The organism is Ligilactobacillus agilis DSM 20509, assembly GCF_001436215.1.
GTDB classification, from domain to species: domain Bacteria; phylum Bacillota; class Bacilli; order Lactobacillales; family Lactobacillaceae; genus Ligilactobacillus; species Ligilactobacillus agilis.
This window is the reverse complement of the sequence record NZ_AYYP01000063.1, coordinates 73,763-98,638: the sequence shown is the minus strand read 5'-3', so window position 1 is coordinate 98,638 and position 24,876 is coordinate 73,763. Positions and strand designations below refer to the sequence as shown.

The window sequence follows — 24,876 nt, the reverse complement described above, 5'->3', positions numbered from 1 at the left end:
AACCTAAGCTCAAACTTCATCTACCCAGGTCAAGTGCTAAAGGTAGGTCAAAGTAACACGGTAAGCAAGCCAAGCGCATCCCAGAGTACAAACAGCGGTAACCAAAGCGGTAGCTACACGGTTAAGGCTGGCGATTCCTTGTGGGGGATTTCGCATAAGTACGGGATGAGTATAGATGGTCTAAAGAGTTTAAACAACCTAAGCTCAAACTTCATCTACCCAGGTCAAGTGCTAAAGGTAGGTCAAAGTAATAATCAAAGTAACACGACCAGCAAGCCAAGCGCATCCCAAAGTACAAACAGCAGTAGCCAAAGTGGTAGCTACACGGTTAAGGCTGGTGATTCCTTGTGGGGGATTTCGCATAAGTATGGGATGAGTATAGATAGTCTAAAGAGTTTAAATAACCTAAGCTCAAACTTCATCTACCCAGGCCAAGTGCTAAAGGTAGGCCAAAGTAGCAATCAAAGTAATACGGTAAGCAAACCAAGTGCATCCCAGAGTACAAACAGCGGTAACCAAGGCGGTAGCTATACGGTTAAGGCTGGCGATTCCTTGTGGAAGATTGCCAATGAGCACGGGTTAACGATTGCTCAACTGAAGTCATTGAATAATTTGACCTCTAACACGATTTATGTAAATCAAAAGTTGACTGTCACTATGAAAAAATCTGTAAATGATGTCACCCCAACTACTAAAGCCCCAACTCAGAGTTACACGGTTAAAGCCGGTGACTCCCTATGGCAAATTGCTTCTGCACACGGCACAACAGTTAACCGGCTAAAAGCCTTGAATAAATTGAATTCAGATTTGATTTATGTTGGCCAACATCTACGGCTAAATTAACTTGCAATTGCAACTTGATTTTGCTAAGATAATGACAACACTAAACGTAGATAAGGACTAGTAGTTAAATGGACTAATCCAAGAGAGTGTGTGGTAGCTGAGAACACACATTAGTTATTTAACGAACTCACCTTAGAGTTTCTAAACTGAACCTAAGTAAGTTTAGACGGTATTTCCCGTTATGAAATTGAGTGCCAGTTGTGAGAGACTGGAATATAGGTGGTACCGCGGAATTTCGTCCTATATGGGTTTTAGGCCCGTATGGGACTTTTTTGTTTTTAGCTGCGTTTAGGAATTTAGAAAGTGAAAGGAAGAGTACAAATGTCTTACAATCATAAAGAGATTGAGAAAAAGTGGCAACGTTATTGGGAAGAACATAAGACTTTCAAAACGACCGAAGAAGAAGCCAAGCCAAATTACTACGCGTTAGATATGTTCCCATATCCATCAGGCCAAGGCTTACACGTAGGTCACCCAGAAGGGTATACAGCAACGGATATTATTTCAAGAATGAAGCGGATGCAAGGATATAATGTCTTGCACCCAATGGGTTGGGATGCCTTTGGGCTGCCAGCTGAACAATATGCTTTAAATACTGGTAATTCTCCGCGGGAATTTACTAAGAAAAATATTAATAATTTCCGGCGCCAAATTAAGTCCTTGGGGTTGTCTTATGACTGGGATCGTGAAGTTAACACCACCGACCCTGCCTACTATAAATGGACTCAATGGATTTTTGAACAATTGTACAAGCGTGGCTTAGCTTACGAAGCAGAAATTCCTGTTAACTGGAGTCCAGATTTAGGAACAGTTGTTGCTAACGAAGAAGTTATTGATGGTAAGACAGAACGTGGTGGTTTTCCTGTTATCAGAAAGCCTATGCGGCAATGGGTTTTGAAAATTACAGCCTATGCAGACCGGTTGATTGACGATTTGGATGACTTGGATTGGCCGGAAGCAATCAAGGAGCAACAAAGAAATTGGATTGGGCGTTCAGTTGGTGCAAGTATTAAGTTTGCTTTAGAAAATGACGCCGAAACCAAGATTGAAGTTTTCTCAACTAGACCAGATACTATTTTTGGGGCTTCATGTTTAGTTTTAGCTCCCGAACATGATTTAGTAGCTAAGCTAACAACTAGTGAACAAAAAGCAGCGGTAGATGCTTACATCGATGAAGTAGCTCACAAATCTGATTTGGAAAGAACCGACTTAGCTAAAGACAAGACAGGGGTCTTTACTGGTAGTTACGTAATTAATCCGGTTAACGGCCAAAAAGTTCCTGTTTGGATTGCTGATTATGTCTTGGCCTCTTATGGTACAGGGGCAATCATGGTGGTTCCTGCTCATGACGAACGCGACTATGAATTTGCTAAGAAATTTGACTTGCCAATTATCCCTGTTATTGAAGGAGGCAACATCGAACAAGAAGCTTACACTGGTGAAGGTAAGCATATTAATTCCGATTTCTTAAATGGCTTAAATAAAGAAGATGCGATTGCCAAGGCAATAGCATGGTTGGAAGAAAAAGGTATCGGTGCCAAGAAGGTTAACTATCGACTACGTGACTGGACATTCTCACGCCAACGTTATTGGGGTGAACCAATCCCTGTCATTCACTGGGAAGATGGCGAAACAACACTAGTCCCTGAAGAAGAATTACCATTGTACTTACCTGCAACTAATGACATTAAACCATCTGGAACAGGTGAAAGCCCACTAGCTAACCTTGAAGATTGGGTTAATGTGGTAGATGAAAACGGACGTAAGGGTAAACGTGAAACTAATACCATGCCACAGTGGGCTGGTAGTTCCTGGTACTTCTTACGTTACGTTGATCCTCACAACCACGAAGCAATCGCTGATAAGGCTAAATTAGAAAAATGGCTTCCAGTTGATTTATATGTCGGTGGCGCTGAACATGCGGTCTTGCACTTGTTGTATGCTCGCTTCTGGCATAAATTCCTTTATGATTTAGGGGTTGTTCCTACTAAAGAACCATTCCAAAAGTTGGTTAACCAAGGAATGATTTTAGGAAATAACCACGAAAAAATGTCCAAGTCAAAAGGAAACGTAGTCAATCCAGACGATATTGTAGAACAATATGGTGCAGATACTCTTCGGTTATACGAAATGTTCATGGGCCCATTAGATGCTTCAATTGCTTGGAGTGAAGACGGCTTAAACGGAGCTTACAAATTTGTTAATAGAATTTGGAATTTGATTATTGATGATGAGGATAAATTACGTGACCGCATCACAACCATTAATAATGGTAAGTTAGATAAGGTCTATAACCAAACGGTTAAGAAGGTAACTGAAGATTACCAAGCCCTTCACTTTAATACAGCTATCTCCCAATTAATGGTCTTCGTAAATGATTGTTATAAGGCAGATTCCTTACCATTGGAATATGTAGAAGGATTCGTTAAATTAATTGCGCCAATCGTGCCACACATTGCTGAAGAATTGTGGACGAAGTTAGGCCACGTTGGAAGCATTGCTTATGCTAAGTGGCCAACTTATGATGAAAGCAAATTAGTTGAAAATGTAGTCGAAATTGTGGTTCAAGTAAACGGTAAGGTAAGACAACACTTACAAGTGGCTAAGGATGCTAGCCGGGAAGAATTACAGACTTTAGCACTAAATGACGACAAGATTAAGCAAGAACTTGCTGGAAAAGAAGTTAAGAAAGTAATTGCTGTTCCTGGCAAGCTAGTTTCAATCGTAGTCGCTAAATAACAAGAATTACTAATACAAATCACCGCAGAGAAACGGGGTAACCGTAATCTGCGGTGATTTTTTAGTTAGAGTAAATAAGATTGTTTAAGTATTCGACCAATTTGCGGGGATTTTCAACCCCAATAACAATCCGATCATACTCCTCATTTCTTAGTTGAATAACGACTGGCGTACTTGAGGTCCTAATGTTAAAAAATAATTTTTCTTGTTGATTATAGAAAGTTCCGGCGTAATAAAGGCCAGGAACGGCAGTCCCGGGAGATCTAATACCTTTAAAGTCTTTTAAAATTCCTGGGTCGATGGTTGCACCAACGATATGGTTAAAAGGAATGGCTAGCTTGCTTTTAAGGGCTAACAATTTACTAATTCCACGGGGGGAGATGGTTAAAGTCTGATTTTGAAAAGTGAGATTATTTTCCATGAGGGACACATCCTTTCGTAAGAACGGCTTCACCAATTAAAGTTGGGAGGTTAGTTGAAGTTTGAGTAGTTAGCCATTCACTTACAAGTTGATTAATTTCTAAGTCATGTGCAGTTAATTCCATTAACGCAATAATGATGAGATTAAGAGTGGTATTGAAATTTGCTTTCACCTCGATATTTTGCTTGAGTACAGCTACGAACATTCCCCGTTTACTACCAAACGTAGAATAGAGGCTACCTCTTAAAAGCCCGGTTGCTTTAACTAAGTCGTCAAGTGAAGTACCTTCGTAGCCATAAGTTATAAAAGTCTCACCAATAGCGGTTAGGACATCTTGTTGATTAAATTTCTTTTTTCTTCCCATACCCTTATGTTAATTATTTTTGACTAATTAGTCAAGTATTAAATTGACTAATTAGTCAAAAATAAGTTGTGCAACAAAAAGTGAATATTGTTATGCCTAAAAAAATATTTATTCGGAAATATGCTTGCCACTGGGACTATTTTTTTATAAAATGGTAGGTACAATACAAAAATTTTCTGAAAATCCCAAATTATAAAGGAGCTTTTCCATGAAAAATGAATTATCACGAGCTCTAACCCACCGGCATGTGCAAATGATAGCAATTGGTGGTGCAATTGGAACAGGGTTATTCTTAGGGTCAGGATCGGCGATTCAAAAGGCCGGTCCAGCTTTAATTTTAGCTTACCTAATTGCTGGTATTTTTTGCTTTTTTATGATGCGCGCAATTGGTGAGTTGGTCTTATCAGATACAACCAAAACATCTTTTATCGAATTTGTCAGGCAATATTTAGGAAGTCGATTTGAATTTATTATTGGCTGGACCTACTGGCTATGTTGGATTAGTTTAGCGATGGCTGATTTAACGGCTAGTGGAATCTATATTCGTTATTGGTTTCCCCAAGTGCCCCAGTGGTTAACGGCTTTAATTATTATCCTGGTCTTGTTAGCCTTTAACCTCTTTAGCGTTGGATTGTTTGGGGAATTAGAGACTTGGTTTTCTAGCATCAAAGTGTTAGCTATTATGGCCTTGATTGTAACTGGGCTAATTTTATTATTCACTTCTGCTGATATTGGCGGGCACCATGTGACAATTATGAATTTGGTTAATCATGGCGGCTTCTTCCCTAAAGGAACCTTGGGCTTGCTGGCAGCATTTCCAATGGTTATCTTTGCTTTTACCGGTATCGAAATGGTTGGCTTAACTTCTGGGGAAACGGCTAATCCAGAGTATGATTTACCACGGGCAATTAATAATTTACCAATTAGAATTGGTCTTTTTTACATTGGGTCAATGTTTGTTCTAATGTGCATCTATCCTTGGAACGAAATTGTAACTAGTTCAAGTCCGTTTGTTCAAGTTTTTGAGGGGATAGGAATTAAGTTTGCGGCAGCAATTATTAACGTGGTCGTTTTGACGGCGGCACTTTCTGCATGTAATAGTGCCATTTTTAGTACCAGTCGGACTTTATTTGTGCTTGCCAACGGTAAAAAGGCGCCTAAAGCGCTAGGAGTTACTAATAATCGGAGTGTGCCAGTTAAAGCGTTACTATTTTCATCTAGCGTACTATTTTTGATTGTTATTCTAAATTACGTTTTGCCTGCGACAGTTTTTGAGATTATTTCCGGTGTGGCAACGGTTAGCTTTGTTTTTGTTTGGATTGCCCTAGTATGGTGTCATTATAAGTATCGTAAAGCTAATCCAAAGAAAAAAACGGTCTTTCCTATGCCGCTTTTCCCAATAACTAACGTATTGACAATTATCTTCTTTATCGGAGTCTTAGTGCTATTGGCATTTAATACGAGTACGTTGATTTCGCTGCTGTTTTCTCTAGTATGGTTTTTAGCGCTAGCAGTGGCATATAGCATCTTAAAGAAAAAATTAAATTAACTAGAATTAAGCATGGTTGGGAGAAATCCCGCCATGTTTTTTATTTAGGGCTAGTGAAGCGCTTATTGCTAGCTAAAATAAAAGAGTGTAAAATTGACTAGTATATATCTAAGAAAGTAGGCTCGGCTTTTTTATGAAAAATAAACAAACACTGAGTGCCAAAGAGAAGATGTTACGTGGCTCTGCCTGGATGACAGCCGCGAGTATTTTTTCACGAATATTAGGCGCAATATATATTATTCCTTGGTATGCATGGTTTGGTGAACACCGCCTGCAAGCTAATGCTTTATACGCAAAGGGCTACACGGTCTACGCTGTTTTTTTAATGCTTTCGACAGCGGGGATTCCCTCTGCGGTTGCTAAGCAAGTTGCACACTATAATTCGTTGAATGAATATGAGATTGGGCGGCGCTTATATAGAAAATCTTTTGTAATAATGCTTTTGCTGGGAATAATTATGGGAGGAATTCTATGGGGAGCGGCTCCGGTGTTAGCGGCCGGGGATATGAGGACTGTACCAGTTTTTCGCTCATTAGCGACGGCGCTGGCAATTATCCCACTGATGAGTTTAACACGTGGCTTCTTTCAAGGTTATCAAGATATGGCCCCCTCGGCTCTTTCCCAGTTGGTTGAACAGGTTATCAGAGTCTTTTATATGCTGGTAACTGCCTTTATTATTATGAAGGTTATAAATGGTTCCTACCAAACGGGGGTAGTTCAATCCACCTTTGCGGCCTTTGTTGGGGCCGTTGGTGGTATTTTAACATTGGCTTACTGCTATTTAAAAAAGAAGGGGGAGTTTGACTATTTACGTGCTAATAGTAGTAATTCACTAGAGGTTTCTGATGGGCAGTTAATAAAGGAATTACTAGCCCAGTCGCTGCCCTTTATTTTTATTGGGATTGCTACTAATTTATATAATTTAATTGATCAATATACTTTTCCTTGGGTAATGTCTAAGGTTAGCACCTATAGCAGTAATTACATTGATGAAATGTATGCATTATTTGCTGCTAACGCTAATAAGTTAATAATGATTGTTGTTTCCCTAGCAACAGCCTTAGCTGCAACGGCAATCCCCTTACTAATAGAATTTGTGACCAAGGGCCAAAAGCGGGATGCTAAAAAACAGTTGGGCGACTCGTTAGAATTATTCTTTTTCATAATGCTACCGAGCGCTCTGGGGATGGCGGCCGTAGCAAGGCCACTGTACATTGTTTTTTATGGTTATAGTGCATATGGAATTGCAGTCTTAAAGGTTGCTGCGTATACGGCAATTACACAGGGACTGTTAATTGTGCTTGCTAGCCTGTTACAAGGTTTATATGAAAATAAACGGGCCGTGGGCTACGCTATTTGTGGCTTAATTGTTAAGCTAGTAGTTCAATTCCCTTTGACCGCCAAACTGGAAGCGTTTGGGCCCTTAGTTGCTAGTGGAATTGGAATGAGTTGTTCTATTTACTTAATGTTACGCTATTTACGGCGTGGCTATGGCATGAATTTTAAACGGGTTCAGCATACTTTCAACGCTTTGATGATTTTAAGTTTGGCTATGTTTGTAGTAGTAGTTAGTTTAAACTTTTTATGGACGACCCTGTTTGATAGTGAAAGTCGGATAGTAGCTATATTAGAACTAATAGTAACTGCAGGCAGTGGTGGTTATATCTACGTATACCTTACATTGAAAACACATATGGCCGACAAAATTTTAGGTCCACGGGTAGCGAGACTAAGACAGCTTTTAAGAATTAGGTAGGTGTGATATGAGGTTAGATAAGTTTTTAGCAGCTAGTGGAGTTGGGTCAAGGTCAGAAGTAAAGCAGCTTTTAAAGCAAAAGCGGATAACCGTGGCTGGCAAAGTAGTAACAAGTCCCAAAATCCAAGTCGAAGCAGATAGTCAGGTTGAATTAGACCATCAACCAGTTAACTATCAAACAAATTACTACTTGCTTATTAACAAACCCAAGGGGGTAATCACCGCCACTACTGATAAGAGCCAAAGGACGGTTATAGATTTATTAGGAGCGGGGGAACAAAAATTAGGCCTTTTTCCAGTGGGACGATTAGATAAAGATACAACGGGATTGTTATTATTAACAACTGATGGGGAGTTAGCCCATAGGCTGTTAGCACCCAAAAAGCACGTAAGTAAGGTGTATCAAGCTAAGATTGAAGGGATAGTGACTGATCAAACGGTTGCTAGGTTTGCTAAGCCATTAACCCTAAAAAATGGAGAGGTTACTAAGCCAGCTAAGTTAGAGGTGATTAGCAGTCAAAAAGACGCAAATATTTCCCGGGTAATAATTGAAATTACGGAAGGAAAGTATCACCAAGTAAAGCGGATGTTTGCAGCGGTGGGGATGCATGTTTTGGAGTTACACCGTTTAAAGATGGGACAACTAGAATTACCAGCAGACTTAAAGCCTGGCCAGTATCGACCCCTGACAAAAGAAGAGTTAGCCTCACTGACTAAGTAAAATGGTGCTAGAAGTAACAACCAACGGTTACTTCTAGCACCATTTTACTTATTCCTTGATTGTGCAATTCATAAAGTGGGGTAGTTCCGCTATAATGGCGCTAGGTAAGGTTACGTAGTTATTTACGCCTAACTTGCTAGCGACAGCGCTATGGGTGTACACAGCTGCATCGATAACGTCTGTTAAGGGGGCACTGCTAAATTGTCCTAAAAAAGCGGCTAAAACCCCGGTTAAAGTATCCCCCATTCCGCCAGTAGCCATATATGGGCCACCTATCGTTAATTGGTGGGGAGTATCGCACTCGGGATGATAAATTTCAGTATGGTATTTTTTTAGAATTACGGTTTGGCCTAATTTAAGTTGAGCCTGCTTATTTTTTAAGGGAATCTGGTCAGCAATTTTGATTTGACTCAGTCGCTGCCATTCCATTTCATGTGGAGTAAAGATGGCTTGGCCCTTTTTTAAATAGGTTAGTAGGCCAGGATTAGCTGCCAACAGAGTAATAGCTGAACCATCAATAATTATCAACTGGTCTAGTGAGAGGTTACTTAAGACTAACTGACAAATATTTTGGGCAAGTTTATCTAAGCCTAAACCAGGGCCAAGAACGATAACATCGGCTTTGGTTAGGTTCTCTAAGAGGTCTGAAAAATCACTATAATCAACAAACATGGCTTCGGGGAGGCGAGTATGCAGGGCATTTAGGTTGTGTTTATCCGTGGCGCATGTTACCAACCCAGCCCCAGCATAAACACAGGCACTAGCTGACATGATAATTGCTCCACCTAAGTTATAGTTACCACCAATTGTGATAATGCGGCCGTAATTGCCCTTATAGCTGTGCAGGGGGCGGGGGCGAATAACTTTATTTAAGATAGTTTGTTTAATTTGTTCCATAAAAAATCCTCCGTTTCAAGATAAGTATAGTCTAGTTTTAGGCGCAAGTCTTGGAAAATGTGGTAAAATATGTTCTGTAGACTTTTAAAGGAGTGATTAGATGGCTATTGATTGGCAAGCTGAAGTCGCAAAACGTAAAGACGATTTATTGAACGACTTAAAAACAATGTTAGAAATTGAAAGTGTTCGTGATGAAAGTATTGCGACTGCAGATGCTCCGTTAGGTCCAGGACCTAAAGCTGCATTAGACAAATTTTTAGAAATTGGGAAGCGCGACGGCTTCGAAACAATGGAATTAGATGGACTTGCAGGTCACATCGCTTATGGTCAAGGGGACGAAACTTTGGCTATTTTAGGTCACGTTGACGTAATGCCTGCAGGTAAGGGCTGGGATACTGACCCATTTAAACCAGTTATTAGGGATGGACGTCTCTATGCCCGGGGTGCTTCCGATGATAAGGGGCCAAGTATGGCAGCTTATTATGGCTTAAAGATTGTTAAGGAATTAGGACTACCAGTTAATAAGAAGGTTCGCTTTATTCTTGGAACTGATGAAGAAAGTCAATGGCGGGGAATGAGCCATTACTTTGAAAAGATGCCGGCTCCTGACTTTGGTTTTTCACCAGATGCTTTCTTCCCAATTATTAATGGGGAAAAGGGGAATGTATCCTTCTTCATTAATTTTGCTGGTTCTAATGGTGATGCGGAAGTTAAACTTGTCCACTTTGAAGCAGGCTTACGTGAAAACATGGTTCCCCGTGATGCTAAGGCTGTCTTAGCTGGAATCAAGTTAGAAGATGTTGAAGCTGCATTTGCTGACTTTGTAGCTGCTAATCCAGTTAGTGGCCAAGCTTACGAAGAAGCTGGTAACGTTGTCTTAGAATTAATTGGTAAGGCTGCACACGCCCAAGAACCAAGAAATGGTGAAAATGCCGGGACTTACTTAGCAACTTTCCTAGCTAACTATAACTTAGCCGGCGATGCTAAAAACTTCATTGAATTTACCGCTAAGTACTTACACAAAGATTCACGGATGAACGCTCTAGGTGCTACCTTTAGTGATGAAATCATGGGCGATTTGACAATGAACTCTGGGATTTTTGCATTTGATGAAAACAAGGGCGGTAAAATCACTTTGAACTTCCGCTTCCCTAAGGGTATGGATGAAAATGATATCAAGGCTAGCCTAACTAAGGCTACGGCTGCGATGAATGTAACGATTGATCAAGGGCGTGTACAAGTGCCACACTATGTTTCCCCTGAAGATCCATTGGTTAAGACCTTGTTGGGTGTTTATGAACGCCAAACTGGTCAAGAAGCACATGGAATGGTCGTTGGTGGCGGGACATATGGCCGCTTGATGAAGCGTGGGGTAGCCTTTGGGGCAATGTTCCCTGGGGTTCCTGATACAATGCACCAAGCTAACGAATTTATCCCTGTTGATGATGTTTTGCGTGCAGCAGCAATTTATGCCGAAGCCATTGCAGAATTAGTTAAATAATTTTTTAGAAGCCAAACTCTAGTCGAGTGAGGCTTCTTTTTTTGAAAAAAGGAATTGAAAGTTGTATCATGAAGATGAAAGCTAAGAAAGGGGTTGCAATTATGGCTGAAAGTAAGAGTACTTTTATCAAGAAATTATTAGATAATGTGATTGCTAGTGACGAGTTAAGTAAGACATATGCGGTTCCTAGTAAAAGGGAGCAGTTGGCATTGAAGATTGATAATCGTGTAACCGAAAAGTTATTAGCAACTAACCATTTGGAAAAGATGGTGCGGACTTTAATTAGAAAACGGTCTAAGTCAACGCAAAAAGAGATAGTTAATATCACCTTGAAAAATTACCGGATTTTTTTATAATTGGCACTCAACGTCCTTGCGGGGGCGCGTTTTTTTTTTACCTAAAATGACATTGCATCATGAGGACAACAACGAGACAACATTTAGATTTTGAAGACAAAATTGGCTCGCATAAAGTTAGGATTGAAGTAGTGAAAAATAATATACATGATACCTACAAATTATATTTAGTCCTTAATGTCTCACAGAGATAAGTGGCTTACTTTAATTTCGTCGCCATTTCGTCGCGGAATTTTTAAAATTATTGTTTTTGAGTGCCAAAGCAAAAATAAAAAGCCGGTACTAGCGGGGATTATCGCCGTTAGTACCGGTAAAAAAAACTAAATTATGCCACTGGCAGGCGTAATTATAGATTTTGGGTAGTTGTTGGTAGTTCTTGAACATTGATTTATAAATATTTTAGTTGTTAATGATTACTAGCATTTGTTAAACTTGGTGACATTTTCAGTGACACACAATGACGTTATTCAACATTGGCTTTATAATGGGTAGTATTATTTTCGTAGCTTAAATCATTCAAAACATTTTCGATATCTTGATCAGAACGTTGTTTCAACTCGTCAATTAAATAAGCGTATACTCTGGTTGTTGTGTTTAAATCAGCATGGCCCAATCTTTTAGAAATTGCAAATATATCAATATTCTTATATAACAACAGCGCAACGTGAGAGTGTCGTAAGGCGTGGAAATGGTAACTAGGTTTATTTATATTCAGCTGCTTTAGAGCATACCTCAGCGATTTATTGCAGCCGTTAGAAGTTGGTATCTTATCCAAACTATTTGCGAATACCATTCTATTATGATTAACCTTTAATTGTTTTAACACTTCAACTAAATCAGAGTTAATGCGAATAATTCTGACTGAAGACTTGTTCTTAGTTGGTGAGAATTTTTTATTGTGAAAGTCCCACGCTTTATTGATATCAATCGTTTTAAAGTTTAAATTAATATCGTCCCATGTAAGCCCGGCTATCTCCTGAAGTCTTGCTCCAGTCATGATGGCGGTATAAATCATATAGTAACTTGTGTATCTTGGGTCAAGATGATCACGGATGTATTGCGTTAGTCGTTGTAGTTCGCTTACGTTTAAATAATCAACCTTACGCATTTTGTCCTCGTTCCATATTAGTTCGATATTCTGCGTAAAATCTTTAGAAATAAGATTATCGATAATAGCAGACTTAACACAAGCTCGAATAATGGAGTTTGTTTTTTTAACAGTGTCTGGTGCATGAGTTGAACCAAATTCGTTAATAAATAACTGATATCTACGTCTAGTAATTTTTTCGAGTTTTGTATTTCCAAAATGCTTAACTAATTCTCTATAGATAATTTTATATCGATTAGCAGTGACATCACTTACCTTATTTTCTTTGTAAGTTTGAAACCATTCTTTGTAGTAGTCCGCTAATGAGATATTTTTATCTGATATGCTGCCGTCATTTTTTTGCACTTCAATCGCTCTTGCCCATTGGTTTGCCTCAATTTTAGTTGAAAAACCTGCCTTAGTTTTGAAGTGTCGTTGACCTTGATCATCATACCAAGACACACGAACTCTCCATTTACCGTTTAATTTAGTTATAGATGCCATGATGATTCTCCTTCTTCATAAATAAAAACTGATGTTCTTTAGGGCGCATTTTTAAACCCGCCATTTGACGGGCTTAAGTTTGTATATTCGTTTTATATAACATTGTTATGATAATTGTGTATTGAAAATATTAATGCTAATGTTTATAACAAAAGTAGCGGGTATGGATAGTAAGTCCAACTAAGATAAGCTAAAATGCTTATGCTTGCGTTTTTTATTTAAGAAGCTAATAAATTAGGCTTTTTTTGAATTTCTTCGAATCCTTTAACTTCTGCTAGATGTTTGTCTAGTCCTACCAAAGCATTTGTGTTCATATTACCTCCAATAGGATTATTAGAATCATTGAGTAATAGTACATATTTAGCGTCCCTACTATTTGCAGTTTCCCTAACATCAAAGTTAAATATTTTTGCTTGGTTAATATCATTAGGCCGAGCAGCAGTTTTGATTAGACGTTCTTTACCCTCTGGTAGTGGAATAGAGAAGTCAAAATGAGAAGATATGCCATTCTGACCGACAATTTCAATGTTAGGTGAGAATAATATTTTGCTTTTAATAAGAAAGTCAGTCATAATATCGTTAAATGTTGAACTAACATTTTCCTTATTAAGATAGAGCAAATCATTAACACGCATGACAGCTTGTAATAATCTATTTTTAGCAGTTGGAAAACGCTGTACATCTGTTGTTATACTAAGAGATTGATTTTCTTTATTGTACATAATGCCAAAGTCATTTAATATACCTTCAAATAACCGGTATATAGTTTTGGAACGTTTATTTATTTTTAAACCTGATTCTTCGAGATTGAATAAAGTTTCTCCAAAATCAGTAATTTCAATTTTGTCTTTAGAAATAAAACGTGCAAATAACTCTATATTATCGTAATTACTATCTATAAAAGGAGTGCTGATAGAAACATATCCGTTTTCAACATCCGTAAAGACTAATTTTTCTTTTAACCAGTTGATGTAATTATTTTTCAGAAATTCAGCCTGTGCCATCTATATCAGTCCCTTCTTTTATATTAGTATATTATATATATTCCCAAAGTACATCATAAAGTAACTTTAAATTTTTAAACTCAGATAATTTATCTATAGGGATAACATTTTTATTTGAATATTTATCATCTGACGAATTGAAATGTGCATGAGAACCATAAACAATATATTCATCAGCTTCCCCTCGATTATTAGTATGCCTTAATGTATCTCCAAAATCTAAACGGAGTAGGTGTTTATTGATCCCTGTAAACCGTAGTCCAATAGAAAATCTAGTACTTATAGGGGTTGTATGAATATTTAAAATATATAGTATATCGTTATAAGCGTCTTTGACTTTACAACGGTATGTATTTGCCTTAAATACTAGAGTAGAAATTATTTGTTCATGTATTTCGTGATACTGCATTAAATTTTCTGGATTTTTTTCATATTCTATAAGCTCCATAACTTCCGATTTGCTTAAATTAGTTAAGTCGTATTTATTCAAATATATTACCCCACATTAATTTTTGACTAAAATAAATAATTTTCTTACATCCCAGCAACAACATCCAAGACAAGCCGTTCATAGTTCAAGGGCAGATTGTATCTTTCTAGAAATTTAACCGCACTAAATCCGTCTTTGCCGTGTTCGGCTAAGTATGACTCAACTTCTTCTTTGAGCATAAATTTGTTTGCATCCGCCTCCATTTGGGCGTGTAAAGCATATTTTTCTATTTCTTAAATTTTCTGCCACAACTCATGCAAACAAATTCTACTTTCTTTCCGTCTTTGCCTGCAAATCCTGCTAGAGTGCCAACACCACCAGTTAAAAGTGCACCACCGACAGCTTTTGATGCGGAGAAACCTTTCTTTTGCTTGCCTAGGACCTGAATGTTAGTTGAACCGCATTTAGGACATCTTAAACGATTTTTTTCTTCTTTAGCTAGTCTAGCTTCTTCCTTTCTAGCTTCAATTTCAGCCTTTCTTTCTTGTGCCTCTTGCTTCCATTCTTTAATAAGTTCTGGATGGCTCTTGTAATGCTCCCAAGTTACAGATTTAGCGTTTATTTGCATTTCAATAGTTATTTCACTTACCCCTGGGAAGTCGTACTTCTTAGCACATGAATTACATACTGAACCATCTTTGAACTTTACTGGAAACTTAAATAAATTTAACTTAGTATTACATTCTAGGCAGTACTTAGCCATAATTACATCTTCTTTCTATAAAAATAATGTTAAATCACGACCACACCAACGACCTTAAAATTATCGTCCCAGATAATACCTGGCGCTTTCTTCCTTAACCATATCCTCAAAGCTACTAGGGATGCCAAAGGTTTCCGCAAATTTAGCCGGTTCAAGCGATAGATCATGACAGTTACAATATTCAAGCAGCAATTTCACGGCCCGACGATTAGCGCGCATCTCAATTTTTGAATGGTTGTTAAAACCTGAAAAATAAAGTACGTCAGCTTCACCGTTCAAGACGTGGCCTATTTCGTGTGCGATTGTGAAGGGGAGTTCGGTAGGCTTACCATATTTGCTGTTTATGATGATTGTGCTTTTATTTGGAATTGCGCAAGAAGGGATATCCTCATCGAGCTGGTCCGTAATTATGTAGTTAATACCCTTGTCAAAGGCATAATTAAGTAACCATCTAATTAGTTCGTCCAAACAAATCACCTATTTCCCGTTCATCAAGCGTTTAATAATTTCTCTATCTTCGTCCGAGAGTTCCTTACCTTGGTAGGTCATGATAATATCATCGTCCGTTAATTCGACATTCTGCTTTTCCTTCTTCTTCTCCGGCCGCCCCAGCAGGTAGTCAGTCGTGACGTTGAAGTAGTCGGCGAGAACATTTAATGTATCAGCTCCAGGAACAGTTCTTCCCGTTTCCCAAGAACCCACAGCTTGCTGTGAAACATGAAGAGTAGTTGCTAGTTCAGATTGTCGTAACCCTTTTTCTTTTCTTAGTTCCTTAATTCTTAATCCTAATAATCCAGCATCTTTTGTAGGCATAAGTATCACCATCCTAATTGAATTGATTTTATAGTTATATTATATTACTTTTTTGGGGTCAAATACCACTTTTAATAGAGCTAACAACAAAATGTAGATATTTGAACAACAAAAAATTAAAAAAGTATTGAAATACAACAAAAAATAGTATATTATATACACATAAGGTTGATGAGGCCTTAACAAATGAGGAAAGGAGAACGGTTCTTGAAAAGGTCAGAAAAAAAGAACCAAGATAAGGAACAAAGAAGAGAAACGATAAAGTTCTATATTGGAGTCGGAACATTTATCATTCTAATCATTGATAAAATCTTATCTTGGTTCTAACCAAAAATACTGAAGTCAGGGGAGCAATCCCCTAGGCTTTAGTATACCTTGAAAGGAACTGACAAACAACATGAAAAAAGAAACGAGAGAGAAGATAAGTTTCTGGGTAACAATCGGAATTTTCATCTTAGTTTTATTGGATTTCCTGGGTATATAAATTTTCCGTCTCCTTGAGTGGAGATAGATAAATATCTGAAGCGGTCATTGGCCATCAATGAGTATATATTAGGAGGATTGGAACTGATTAAATAGAAAGGATAATACAAAATGAAAACGTATGTGTTGCTTGATAATTTAGAGCATGTTTTAAAGCAGATAGAGGATAAACGTGATGAGGATTTAATTAAACATCCCGAAAATAAAGTTATTTGGGAATGGGCTACTTATAATTTTGAAACTAAGATTGCGCTTGAAAAAGCAAAAATAGCTGAAAATGAGAAAAAAATATTTGAGTTAGCTGAAGAAATAAAAGAAGTACTGAAAAATAGTACTTCTTAAAAGTTATCAATCTAGAGGAACCGGAGAAGAAACGTCATGTTCAAAGTCGAAACTATCCCATCTGTCTCGTGGATCATAAGCAATATATTTATGTTGCATGAGGTCAATCATATTTCCTAGTTTATCGATAGCTTCATTTAAATTTTGGGTATTAATTTCAGGACTTATAAGATTACTACCGTAAAAAGAATGAATAAATGTGTTTTCTCCATCGGTAGTATTAAAATCTGTCCAAGTTTTAACAAAACGAACTTTAAAATCACTTACAAATTTGTCTAAATCGATTCCAGATAAAGAATGTGGATAGCTAAGAATATAGAAATCTTTAATATCGAAAGGAAGAGTTGTTTCATCGTCTTTAATAATAATTGTCATTTTAGGAAGGCTAAGCCTTAATCCTAGTTCAAACATAACATTAGGATTTAGTGTAGAAATGTCAACAATTACAATATCAGCGTTGAATATTTTTTTAATAATTGTTCTTGTGATGCTAGATACACCAGTTGAATCACTCACTAGTCCGTTGCACACGAAAGAATAAGAACTATTCTCAATATCTTCTATTTCTTTAGATAGTTTTTTCTCTATATATTCGAAATGTTCAGGGTTATAACCATCTTTAGGGTCAATTGGACGAACGAAACTAACACTAACCTCTTTTTGGGAGTTCATAATATACCTTCTTTCAAAATATTGGCAAATAAACATTTTTAGGAGGCTGCTTATTTGCTAGCATTATTATATTACGATATATTGTAGTAATCAATGTTTGAAATGCTATATATAGTGGGGTGTACTTATGTGGAATCAACTTGAAGAGCTACTTAAAGCTAAAAAGATGTCAAGATACAAATTGAGCAAATTAACAGGAATTAGACAAACAACGTTACAAAGTTATAAGGATGGCGCTGAGCCTTCATTTAAAAACATGATTAAAATAGCGGACGCCTTGGACGTCAGCTTGGATTACTTTAGAAAGAGAGATGATTAGATGACAACGAGGTTAAAAGTTCTGAGAGCCGAACATGATTTAACACAAGCAGAATTAGCTGAGGCTCTGGGGACAACACAGAAGGTCATTTCAGCATGGGAAACAGGTCGGGTTAACCCTAGACCTGCAATGATGCAGAAGGTAGAGGATTTCTTCCACGTTCCTAAGGAAGAGATTTTTTTTACAGCTTTTAACTACATAAAATAGTTAAACTAGTTGATTTTGTATATTATTAACGTTTTTAAGTTGTTTAAAGAAAGGAATAAAGATGATGAACGAATTAATCAGAGTTACTAAAGATAACGATGGTAAATCAGTTGTGAGCGGTAGGGATTTACATGAGTTCTTAGAAGTCAATGAAAAATATACACAATGGTTTAATCGAATGGTGGAATACGGATTTACCGAAAACGTTGATTTTATAAGTTTTTCCGAAAAAACGGAAAAACTAGGTGGCCGTCCAAGAACAGACCACGCCTTGACGTTAGACATGGCTAAAGAGATTTCGATGATTCAGAGAACAGAAAAGGGAAAGCAGGCTCGTCAGTACTTCATCGAAGTTGAAAAAGCTTATAAAGAACAGCAAGCTACACCGTTCAAGCTGCCGCAGAATTACCATGAAGCTCTGTTGCAGCTAGCAGAGCAGGTTGAAATTAACGAAGCTAATCAACCCAAGGTGGATTATTACGATGAGTTCCTTAGCAACAAGGGGCTTATCACAACCACCTTGATTGCTAAGCAATATGGCATGTCGGCGGTTGAATTAAACAAGTTTCTCCATGCTAAGGGGGTGATTTATAAAGAGTCTGGCAAGAAGAAAGCGTGGGTGCTCTATGCTAACTATGCCGGGCTAGGGTTAGCAGATTACGAGGAATACGCTCCAAACGAGCGGACAATTCGTAAGACGCTCAAATGGACGGCCAAAGGTGAGCGCTTTATTCGTGACCTCTTGGCGGAAGAAGGAATTAAGACAAATACACAGCTGGCCGAGGAAGTCGCTTTGAGTGAACCTGAAATCGAGTATGACGGGCCTTACTTCTCAGCTAGTGAAATCGCCTGGCAGCTACGCCTGCCTAACGAATGGGTCAAGATTATTGGCGAGCTTGCTAACCGGGAACACTTAAAGCCAATTTTCAACGATCAAAATATCTTCTGTCGTAAGACCTTCGACGAATACGGCCGGCTTCGGTGGGAATACACCAAGTATGGGGCCCGCAAGATTGAGGCCGCCATCAACGAAGAATTAAGTAAGAATGTGGGGTGATTTAAATGGAATTAACACTTAGTGCATCAGAAGACTTTCTTTCTCAACTACTTAGAGAAGGGAAGAAGGAAGGAATCACGATTAATGTGGTTTCTAACCAAATACAGACAGACAAAAAGTTGATGACAGCTAAAGACTTAAAAATGGAATTGTCAATTGGTGATGAAAAGCTCCAGGAACTCTTAGCTGAGGGGCTTCCAATTTATGAGAAGTCACGAAAGTCTAAGTGGTTCTATTATCCTGAGGTAATTGAATGGATTAGGAAGAACAGGAGGGTTTAAAAGATGAAATGGGAATACGTAGTCGCGTCATTTTTAATCGGCGTGGCCGTCTGCCAAAGTAATTGGTATATAGCTCACTTTTTGCTGATAGTTGGGCTAGGCTTAGTCCTATATCGCATCATGGTGGTTGAGCCACCTTATTGGGAGGAGGAAAGTGATGTTGATTCCAAATAGTATCGTTGCCATGATATTCGTTGGCACGCTCTACAGCTTATTTTTTGAGCGGCCTAAGGGAAATCACTTTGAAAATAAAAAAGCGCCCAGACGGCAATCTGAGCGCCAAAAAACAAATTAAAAAACATTAAAATTCGTGATTATTGTATCACGAAAAGGAGCAGTTATGAAAGAAAAAAGAGTGTTTGTTAAAACTAATGTCGGTTTTGGCAAAGAACGACTAGCAGTTAAAGAAGAACAACTAATTGGAAATTTCGATAGAATGTTTAACTTCTGCGTGACGGAAGCAGACGGTAAAAGACATGAACGAGGCAACATTTGGGAACAAATTATGTTCCCTAGAGACATGGCCGAAGCTGAAAGCTTGCATTTAACGGATGCAGTTAGCTGGTTCAGAAAAATCGAAGAAGTCAGAAGCAAATAAAAGGAGAGAAATAACATGAATACTAGATATGAAAGCCCAAACTACGCTACACAAGCACAATATACACAACAAGGAGCACAGGTAGCAAATACACCAGCAGTTAATCAAGAACACTCAGTCACATTTCAAGCCAATGGTGAGGACGTTAAGCTTGCACCAAGCACAGTAAGGAATTACCTCGTGTCCGGGAATGGCAAGGTTACAGATCAAGAGGTAGTGATGTTCATTAACTTGTGCAAGTATCAGCACTTGAATCCGTTCCTAAACGAGGCCTATATCGTTAAGTTTGGATCTCAACCTGCACAACTAATCACTTCTAAAGAAGCGTTCATGAAACGGGCCGAAGCTAATGAACACTTCCGCGGAAGCAAAGCTGGAGTGATTGTTGTTCGTAATAACGAAATTATCTACTCACAAGGTGCTTTTGCTCTGCCTTCTGACACTATCGTAGGCGGGTGGGCCGAAGTTAAACGGGATGACCGTGAAGAGCCAATCCATATCGAAATCTCATTTGACGAATTCAATAAGAAACAGGCAACTTGGAAAGATATGCCTGCAAATATGATTCGTAAGACAGCTCTTGTCAATGCTTTGCGTGAGGCATTTCCAGATTCTCTCGGTTCGCTCTATACAGAAGATGACAAGTCAGAAACAGCAAGTGTAGTGCCTAATCAAGCAGAACGCAAGCAAGCTCAGAAGGAAAGTGCAGCTAGTTCTTTAATTAGCAAAGCTTTGAGCAAGTCTCAAACTAAAAAAGAACCTGCAAAGCATATTGAGGCTAAAGGGGCCGTGCCCGTTACCGAAATGCCAGAAAAGCGTGACCCAAGGGATCCTGAAGAAGAACAAATTGACATTTTTAAAGACCAAATCGAACGCCAAAAGGCAGCCAAGGAGGCAGAATAAACGATGAAATTGACAGTAGAAAATTATTATAGCAACGAAGCTAACCGTCACTATTTAAGCAAGAGTATTTTTACTGACTTCGAGAGATGTGAAGCTGCTGCCTTAGCTAAGCTGAATGGCGACTGGGAGCCACAGAGAGACGAAAAAGCACTCTTAGTAGGTAATTACCTACATTCATATTTTGAGAGTCCAGAAGCCCACCAGGCATTCTTGGACGAAGATAAAGGCGACGGTACGAATGCAGACAAGATGATTGCCAAGACTGGCAAGAACAAAGGAAAATTAAAGGCTGATTTCCAAGTTGCTAATGCGATGATTGACCGGCTTAAAGCAGATGAAGCTTTTAATCAATTATACATTCCGGGTCAAAAGGAAGTTATTGTCACTGGTGAAATTCACGGTGTCCCATGGATGGGAAAGATTGACAGTTTAGATCTTGAAAATGAGTTCTTTTATGACATTAAAACCTCTAGAGATTTACATGAAGGAGCCTGGGTTAAGACTCAAGAGGGACGCAATATCAAAGTTCCGTTTGTTCAAGCTTTTAGCTATGACTTGCAAATGGCAGTTTATAGAGAACTAATTAGACAAACATTTGGTGTTACTTGTCAGCCGCTGATTTTCGCAGTCAGCAAACAGACACCATGTGAACTGATGGGGATTACTTTTGACGGTGATGATGAGCAAGCACTTTTAGATACAGCTTTAGAACGAATCGAAGAAAAGCAAACTCATATCAAAGCCGTTGTTGACAGTAAAGAAGAGCCAGTTGGTTGTGGTAAGTGCGAATATTGCCGCGGTAAATCAACGATTAGCAATAACCTAGTAGGTGCTACACAGATTAGCTTGGGATAGAATAAACAGCCAGTATGCTTACAATGCCGGATGGGTGGGAGGCCCTAGAGAGGAGGCAAGATCATGCATGAACAACCAAGTTATTATTCAATTCTGACTGCTAATGTCAGGTATGACAAACGACTTAGAGCCAGTGAGAAAGTTTTCTTTAGCGAAATTACGGCCTTATCTAACAAGTACGGATACTGCACGGCTAGTAATAGATACTTTGCTAATCTGTACGAAGTCTCGAAAGATACAGTATCAACATGGGTGAGTGACTTAGTAAAGCTTGGGTATGTGAAACGAGAAGAAATTAGAAGTGAGCAGACAAAAGAAGTCATTGAACGACGGCTATATCCTGTTGCCACACCCCCTATAGATAAAAAAGCCGATAGGTATAGTTCAAAAGAACGGGAGGGTATTGATAAAAAAGTCGCTACCCCTATAGGCAAAAAAGCCGAAGAGAATACTACAAGTTTAAATATTACAAGTATAAATAAAGTAGCAGCAGTAGGGGAGCAGGGAAAATTAGATGAAACAGACATATTTGGTGAAGTACAGGCATGCGGAATTCAGATTACTCCGTTTAACCAGCAATTGTTAGTTGACTATATTCAGAAGTTAAATTCAGAGTTAATAGTTTATGCTGCCCAACAAACTTCAGTCAGTGCTAAGCATCCTAATTTCAACTACTTCAAAGCAATTCTAGAAAGGTATATCCAGCTTGGGCTTGAGTCAGTTGAAGAGGCTAAGGAACTAGAAGCTAAATTTGAAGCAAATAAGCAAAAACGAAATAGAAGCTACAACAAGAAGCCAACTTCAGGTAAATCTAAGTGGGGAGGTCAGTTAAATGAGTATGATGTCACTTTCTAGCTTGGCCAGCGTCAAAGAAGTTGAAGAAACATGCCCTAAGCATGGCTGTAAGCTCTTTGCGAGTATTAATCCTAATCGGCCGGCAATTTGTCCTGAATGTCAAAAAGAACAAGTTACGACTAAAGACAAAGGGTTAGTCAATAATTTCAGATCGCTAATTCGCCGGGACATTTATTTCAACAGAAGCTACTGGGGAGATAGCGAGCTTGCGCTTAAGACCTTCAACGACTTCAAGGGCCGGGCAGATAGTCCAGAACTTGAATTTAGACGCAAAGGCTACGAGTTAGCTAAAGAATTTATTGAACCTGGCACCAAAGTTTTAAATGTTATCATGACCGGCGGCAGTGGCCGAGGCAAGTCTTTGTTAGCTGCAGCAATGTTACATTTCATTCTAGATAAAAGCGACAAAGAGTGCTTGTTCATCAACATTAACGAGTATTATGAAGCGTTCAAAGAGTTCAAGTTTAATGGGGGCCGTTGGCTAAAGATTAGTTTAGACAATATCATCTCTGCCGATGTGGTGGTAATTGATGATTTAGGAACCGAAAGTGTGATGAACTCAGACGGCCGGGAAGGTAGCATCATGGCGCAGAAGATGCTGTATGAAATCTTTAATCAGCGCAATCACACGATTGTAACAACGAACTTGACTCTGGAGCAGTTACAAGAAACTTACAACCCGAAGGTGGTTGACCGAATTATGAAGGGAATCAACAGCCAAACCAGCGAACGGATTCTTGATTTCAAAGATTTGAAGAGTAAGCGTGCATACTCAGGCTTACTTTAGCTATCAGATTTAAATTTGAGGGGGTTAGTGACGTGGAAAATGAAAGCAAAGGAATTTATGTGTTTAAACCTCAAAAACGTTCTAAGGAACAAATAGAGGCTTCCAAAAGGTGGGTCAAAGAAACGCTTGCTTACTTGAGAGCAGAGCAAGCACGGAGAGGAGTTAAGAACTGGTGATGGCTTGGATTATAGCAGTGAGCCAGTACCTGCTACTAGTATTTCTACTAGCAATCGCAGTTGCTTTAACGCTGACGGCCACGCTGTTTTTAACGATTGTAATTAGAGAAATCATTCATGTTATCCAAGAACGATTTTAGGAGGGATGGCTATGTATACGAATTTAGATAATTTTAGCCTTGATTTGGAAATGCTGCTAGGCGTTTATGACGACAAACGCTTTAAGTTTAAAATGTCTGATGAATTGCGCTCAAGCTTATCCGCTAGCGATTTGAAAGTCGTAGATGAGTATTTAAACAAAGCGCAAACGGCGCTTGAGGAGGCTGTTTCAGTGCTAGATGACCTAGAGGCAGGTCTGGAGGTGTCATAATGCGATACCGGTGGAAAGTGATTGTGCGCGGTGAAGGGCAAGGTTGGGAGCATTTGAACCTAACTGAAAATCAAGCGGAAATGATTATTGAGGGTTGTCCGCCTGATTACTTTGCCTACATGCTGCCGATGTGTATGTTTGATGAATGGAGGAAATAGAGGGTGAAAATACTTGACGCATGCTGCGGTTCGCGGATGTTCTGGTATGAACGAAACGAACCACACACCACGTACATGGATATCAGACGTGAGGTTCTCCGCTACAAAGATAGACAGCTAGAGAGAATTGCTGAAATTGATCCTGATGTAATTGGAGACTTTAGAAATATGCCTTTTCCGGATGTAACCTTTGACCTTGTTATTTTTGACCCGCCTCATCTAATTAAGGCTGGAAAAGAATCCTGGTTAGCGAAAAAATATGGGACCTTAGATTTGATGTCTTGGCAAAACGACTTATACAAAGGCTTCTGGGAATGTCAAAGAGTGCTGAAAGATAATGGGATATTGCTTTTTAAGTGGAACGAGGAGCAAATTCCGTTTCGAGATGTAATAAAAGCTATTCAATGTCAGCCGATTCTAGGCGATAAAAAATCTAAAACTAAATGGAGTGTGTTCATAAAATGCAAGAAGTAACGGCTATAGATGAGCTATCACGTTTAATAAGTCAGCATAAAGTGCCAACTATAGTTATTTTAGATGTCAAACAGCGAGTCGAGGATTGGAGGTCATCAATAAGTTATAGGAATGATAATGATCCATATCTTTGGCAACAAGTTAGATATATTAGAAATTTTTTGAAGATAAATGAGCGATTATGAATGGAGGAGCAACTATGGATGATATGAGGCCGGCTAAGTTATACATTGCTTATACGCAAGATGACGAGGTTATAACTCTAGGTACTATCGAGCAGCTAGCGAAGTGGTTTGATATAACACCGAATAACGTATGTAGTTTAGCAACGCACTTTAAAAAGGGCGATATTAAAGAGCCTAGGATTAAGTTTTATCGAGTAGAAGATTTAGAAGAGGAGGACGACTACTAATGGCAAGAACGAGGATTAAGCTTATATCAGGCTATGAAGCTGATATCGAAGATTTGGTTAACGATTTCATAGAAGATCCGAAAAACAAGGTGAAAAAGGTCAATGCGGTTGATTTTTATCTTTTTGGTGTATATGACGACATTACCGCTTGTATTAATTACGAGTTAGACAAGTAGATT

The 24,876-nt window shown here is 38.6% G+C and carries 37 protein-coding genes and 1 other annotated feature; of the genes, 26 read left to right on the top strand and 11 right to left on the bottom strand.

Annotation, left to right across the window (positions count from 1 at the left end; genetic code table 11):
- Positions 1–843: LysM peptidoglycan-binding domain-containing protein (locus FC14_RS10950; protein WP_235804527.1), on the top strand; the 843-nt coding region annotated here is incomplete at its 5' end.
- A 38-nt stretch (positions 844–881) separates the two neighbouring features.
- Positions 882–1,089: a binding site (T-box leader), on the top strand.
- Positions 1,090–1,164: 75 nt separating this feature from the next.
- The gene (gene leuS / locus FC14_RS08430; RefSeq protein ID WP_056977394.1) at positions 1,165–3,582 is read left to right on the top strand and encodes a leucine--tRNA ligase; all 2,418 of its coding nucleotides are present in this window, start codon (positions 1,165–1,167) and stop codon (positions 3,580–3,582) included.
- Between the two features lie 61 nt (positions 3,583–3,643).
- Here leuS and FC14_RS08425 read toward each other — a convergent pair whose 3' ends face one another.
- The gene (locus FC14_RS08425) at positions 3,644–4,003 is read right to left on the bottom strand and encodes a hypothetical protein (protein ID WP_056977392.1); all 360 of its coding nucleotides are present in this window, start codon (positions 4,001–4,003) and stop codon (positions 3,644–3,646) included.
- Positions 3,993–4,367, bottom strand: coding sequence for a TetR/AcrR family transcriptional regulator (locus tag FC14_RS08420; protein WP_056977390.1), 375 nt, complete (start codon positions 4,365–4,367; stop codon positions 3,993–3,995). The genes FC14_RS08425 and FC14_RS08420 overlap by 11 nt, the downstream gene beginning before the upstream one ends.
- A gap of 208 nt (positions 4,368–4,575) precedes the next feature.
- On the opposite strand from FC14_RS08420, the gene FC14_RS08415 reads away from it, so the two are divergent.
- From FC14_RS08415 to FC14_RS08405, 3 genes are all read left to right on the top strand, one after another.
- Positions 4,576–5,916 (top strand): amino acid permease, encoded by a 1,341-nt coding sequence (locus tag FC14_RS08415; RefSeq protein ID WP_056977388.1) that lies wholly within the window; start codon positions 4,576–4,578, stop codon positions 5,914–5,916.
- 133 nt (positions 5,917–6,049) lie between these two features.
- Positions 6,050–7,672, top strand: coding sequence for a putative polysaccharide biosynthesis protein (locus FC14_RS08410; protein WP_056977387.1), 1,623 nt, complete (start codon positions 6,050–6,052; stop codon positions 7,670–7,672).
- A 7-nt stretch (positions 7,673–7,679) separates the two neighbouring features.
- Positions 7,680–8,393, top strand: coding sequence for a pseudouridine synthase (locus FC14_RS08405; RefSeq protein ID WP_056977384.1), 714 nt, complete (start codon positions 7,680–7,682; stop codon positions 8,391–8,393).
- Between the two features lie 48 nt (positions 8,394–8,441).
- Here FC14_RS08405 and FC14_RS08400 read toward each other — a convergent pair whose 3' ends face one another.
- Positions 8,442–9,290, bottom strand: coding sequence for an NAD(P)H-hydrate dehydratase (locus tag FC14_RS08400; RefSeq protein ID WP_056977381.1), 849 nt, complete (start codon positions 9,288–9,290; stop codon positions 8,442–8,444).
- 100 nt (positions 9,291–9,390) lie between these two features.
- Here FC14_RS08400 and pepV point away from each other — a divergent pair, with 100 nt between their 5' ends.
- Together pepV and FC14_RS08390 are read left to right on the top strand one after the other, a co-directional pair.
- Entirely contained in the window at positions 9,391–10,791 is a 1,401-nt protein-coding gene (pepV, locus tag FC14_RS08395) for a dipeptidase PepV (RefSeq protein ID WP_056977380.1), read from the top strand.
- Positions 10,792–10,832: 41 nt separating this feature from the next.
- The gene (locus FC14_RS08390) at positions 10,833–11,147 is read left to right on the top strand and encodes a hypothetical protein (protein WP_050611834.1); all 315 of its coding nucleotides are present in this window, start codon (positions 10,833–10,835) and stop codon (positions 11,145–11,147) included.
- A 463-nt stretch (positions 11,148–11,610) separates the two neighbouring features.
- Here the strand turns inward: FC14_RS08390 and FC14_RS08385 are convergent, their stop codons facing one another.
- From FC14_RS08385 to FC14_RS08360, 7 genes are all read right to left on the bottom strand, one after another.
- On the bottom strand, positions 11,611–12,738 hold the full coding sequence (locus tag FC14_RS08385; protein WP_056977378.1) for a site-specific integrase: 1,128 nt from the start codon (positions 12,736–12,738) through the stop codon (positions 11,611–11,613).
- 218 nt (positions 12,739–12,956) lie between these two features.
- The gene (locus FC14_RS08380) at positions 12,957–13,742 is read right to left on the bottom strand and encodes a DUF1828 domain-containing protein (RefSeq protein ID WP_056977376.1); all 786 of its coding nucleotides are present in this window, start codon (positions 13,740–13,742) and stop codon (positions 12,957–12,959) included.
- 31 nt (positions 13,743–13,773) lie between these two features.
- Positions 13,774–14,232, bottom strand: a complete 459-nt coding sequence (locus FC14_RS10945) for a DUF6978 family protein (RefSeq protein WP_235804526.1) — start codon at positions 14,230–14,232, stop codon at positions 13,774–13,776.
- A 44-nt stretch (positions 14,233–14,276) separates the two neighbouring features.
- A complete protein-coding gene (locus FC14_RS11055; RefSeq protein ID WP_268872183.1) occupies positions 14,277–14,411 on the bottom strand; it encodes a hypothetical protein in 135 nt (44 codons plus the stop codon).
- Between the two features lie 47 nt (positions 14,412–14,458).
- Positions 14,459–14,935 (bottom strand): DUF4428 domain-containing protein, encoded by a 477-nt coding sequence (locus tag FC14_RS10440; protein WP_082618727.1) that lies wholly within the window; start codon positions 14,933–14,935, stop codon positions 14,459–14,461.
- Positions 14,936–14,995: 60 nt separating this feature from the next.
- Positions 14,996–15,403, bottom strand: a complete 408-nt coding sequence (locus FC14_RS08365; protein ID WP_056977374.1) for an ImmA/IrrE family metallo-endopeptidase — start codon at positions 15,401–15,403, stop codon at positions 14,996–14,998.
- Positions 15,404–15,412: 9 nt separating this feature from the next.
- Positions 15,413–15,748 carry a helix-turn-helix domain-containing protein gene (locus FC14_RS08360; RefSeq protein WP_056977372.1) on the bottom strand — a complete coding sequence of 112 codons (336 nt, stop codon included), beginning with the start codon at positions 15,746–15,748 and terminating at the stop codon, positions 15,413–15,415.
- Between the two features lie 594 nt (positions 15,749–16,342).
- Here FC14_RS08360 and FC14_RS08355 point away from each other — a divergent pair.
- Positions 16,343–16,573, top strand: coding sequence for a hypothetical protein (locus FC14_RS08355; RefSeq protein ID WP_056977371.1), 231 nt, complete (start codon positions 16,343–16,345; stop codon positions 16,571–16,573).
- A 6-nt stretch (positions 16,574–16,579) separates the two neighbouring features.
- On the opposite strand, the gene FC14_RS08350 is transcribed toward FC14_RS08355, so the two are convergent.
- On the bottom strand, positions 16,580–17,245 hold the full coding sequence (locus FC14_RS08350; protein ID WP_056977369.1) for a hypothetical protein: 666 nt from the start codon (positions 17,243–17,245) through the stop codon (positions 16,580–16,582).
- A gap of 127 nt (positions 17,246–17,372) precedes the next feature.
- Between FC14_RS08350 and FC14_RS08345 the strand changes: the two genes are divergently transcribed.
- From FC14_RS08345 to FC14_RS10595, 18 genes are all read left to right on the top strand, one after another.
- Entirely contained in the window at positions 17,373–17,564 is a 192-nt protein-coding gene (locus tag FC14_RS08345; RefSeq protein WP_056977367.1) for a helix-turn-helix domain-containing protein, read from the top strand.
- Complete coding sequence (locus tag FC14_RS08340; RefSeq protein WP_056977365.1) at positions 17,565–17,771, top strand: helix-turn-helix transcriptional regulator; 207 nt, start codon at positions 17,565–17,567, stop codon at positions 17,769–17,771. It abuts the gene before it with no gap.
- Between the two features lie 61 nt (positions 17,772–17,832).
- On the top strand, positions 17,833–18,828 hold the full coding sequence (locus FC14_RS08335) for an antA/AntB antirepressor family protein (RefSeq protein WP_056977363.1): 996 nt from the start codon (positions 17,833–17,835) through the stop codon (positions 18,826–18,828).
- A gap of 5 nt (positions 18,829–18,833) precedes the next feature.
- Positions 18,834–19,109, top strand: coding sequence for a hypothetical protein (locus FC14_RS08330; protein ID WP_056977361.1), 276 nt, complete (start codon positions 18,834–18,836; stop codon positions 19,107–19,109).
- Positions 19,110–19,112: 3 nt separating this feature from the next.
- Positions 19,113–19,283: a hypothetical protein gene (locus FC14_RS10630; protein ID WP_156655786.1), complete on the top strand. Its 171-nt coding sequence runs from the start codon at positions 19,113–19,115 to the stop codon at positions 19,281–19,283.
- Positions 19,284–19,449: 166 nt separating this feature from the next.
- The gene (locus tag FC14_RS08325; protein WP_056977359.1) at positions 19,450–19,707 is read left to right on the top strand and encodes a hypothetical protein; all 258 of its coding nucleotides are present in this window, start codon (positions 19,450–19,452) and stop codon (positions 19,705–19,707) included.
- Between the two features lie 15 nt (positions 19,708–19,722).
- The gene (bet, locus tag FC14_RS10620) at positions 19,723–20,610 is read left to right on the top strand and encodes a phage recombination protein Bet (RefSeq protein ID WP_156655784.1); all 888 of its coding nucleotides are present in this window, start codon (positions 19,723–19,725) and stop codon (positions 20,608–20,610) included.
- A gap of 3 nt (positions 20,611–20,613) precedes the next feature.
- Entirely contained in the window at positions 20,614–21,465 is an 852-nt protein-coding gene (locus tag FC14_RS10615; protein WP_056977356.1) for a PD-(D/E)XK nuclease-like domain-containing protein, read from the top strand.
- 63 nt (positions 21,466–21,528) lie between these two features.
- Complete coding sequence (locus FC14_RS08310) at positions 21,529–22,320, top strand: helix-turn-helix domain-containing protein (RefSeq protein WP_056977354.1); 792 nt, start codon at positions 21,529–21,531, stop codon at positions 22,318–22,320.
- Complete coding sequence (locus FC14_RS08305; protein ID WP_056977352.1) at positions 22,298–23,107, top strand: ATP-binding protein; 810 nt, start codon at positions 22,298–22,300, stop codon at positions 23,105–23,107. Before FC14_RS08310 ends, FC14_RS08305 begins: the two co-directional genes overlap by 23 nt.
- A 32-nt stretch (positions 23,108–23,139) precedes the next feature.
- Positions 23,140–23,283 carry a hypothetical protein gene (locus FC14_RS10610; RefSeq protein WP_156655783.1) on the top strand — a complete coding sequence of 48 codons (144 nt, stop codon included), beginning with the start codon at positions 23,140–23,142 and terminating at the stop codon, positions 23,281–23,283.
- Complete coding sequence (locus FC14_RS10605; protein WP_156655782.1) at positions 23,283–23,423, top strand: hypothetical protein; 141 nt, start codon at positions 23,283–23,285, stop codon at positions 23,421–23,423. Before FC14_RS10610 ends, FC14_RS10605 begins: the two co-directional genes overlap by 1 nt.
- Positions 23,424–23,434: 11 nt before the next feature.
- Positions 23,435–23,653 (top strand): hypothetical protein, encoded by a 219-nt coding sequence (locus FC14_RS08300; RefSeq protein WP_056977350.1) that lies wholly within the window; start codon positions 23,435–23,437, stop codon positions 23,651–23,653.
- Entirely contained in the window at positions 23,653–23,811 is a 159-nt protein-coding gene (locus tag FC14_RS10600; protein ID WP_156655781.1) for a hypothetical protein, read from the top strand. Before FC14_RS08300 ends, FC14_RS10600 begins: the two co-directional genes overlap by 1 nt.
- Positions 23,812–23,814: 3 nt before the next feature.
- Positions 23,815–24,285 carry a class I SAM-dependent methyltransferase gene (locus FC14_RS08295; protein ID WP_056977349.1) on the top strand — a complete coding sequence of 157 codons (471 nt, stop codon included), beginning with the start codon at positions 23,815–23,817 and terminating at the stop codon, positions 24,283–24,285.
- Entirely contained in the window at positions 24,255–24,470 is a 216-nt protein-coding gene (locus FC14_RS11140; RefSeq protein WP_356705830.1) for a DUF6877 family protein, read from the top strand. Before FC14_RS08295 ends, FC14_RS11140 begins: the two co-directional genes overlap by 31 nt.
- A 14-nt stretch (positions 24,471–24,484) precedes the next feature.
- The gene (locus FC14_RS08290; RefSeq protein ID WP_056977347.1) at positions 24,485–24,697 is read left to right on the top strand and encodes a hypothetical protein; all 213 of its coding nucleotides are present in this window, start codon (positions 24,485–24,487) and stop codon (positions 24,695–24,697) included.
- Complete coding sequence (locus tag FC14_RS10595; protein ID WP_156655780.1) at positions 24,697–24,873, top strand: hypothetical protein; 177 nt, start codon at positions 24,697–24,699, stop codon at positions 24,871–24,873. Before FC14_RS08290 ends, FC14_RS10595 begins: the two co-directional genes overlap by 1 nt.
- Positions 24,874–24,876: the final 3 nt, after the last annotated feature.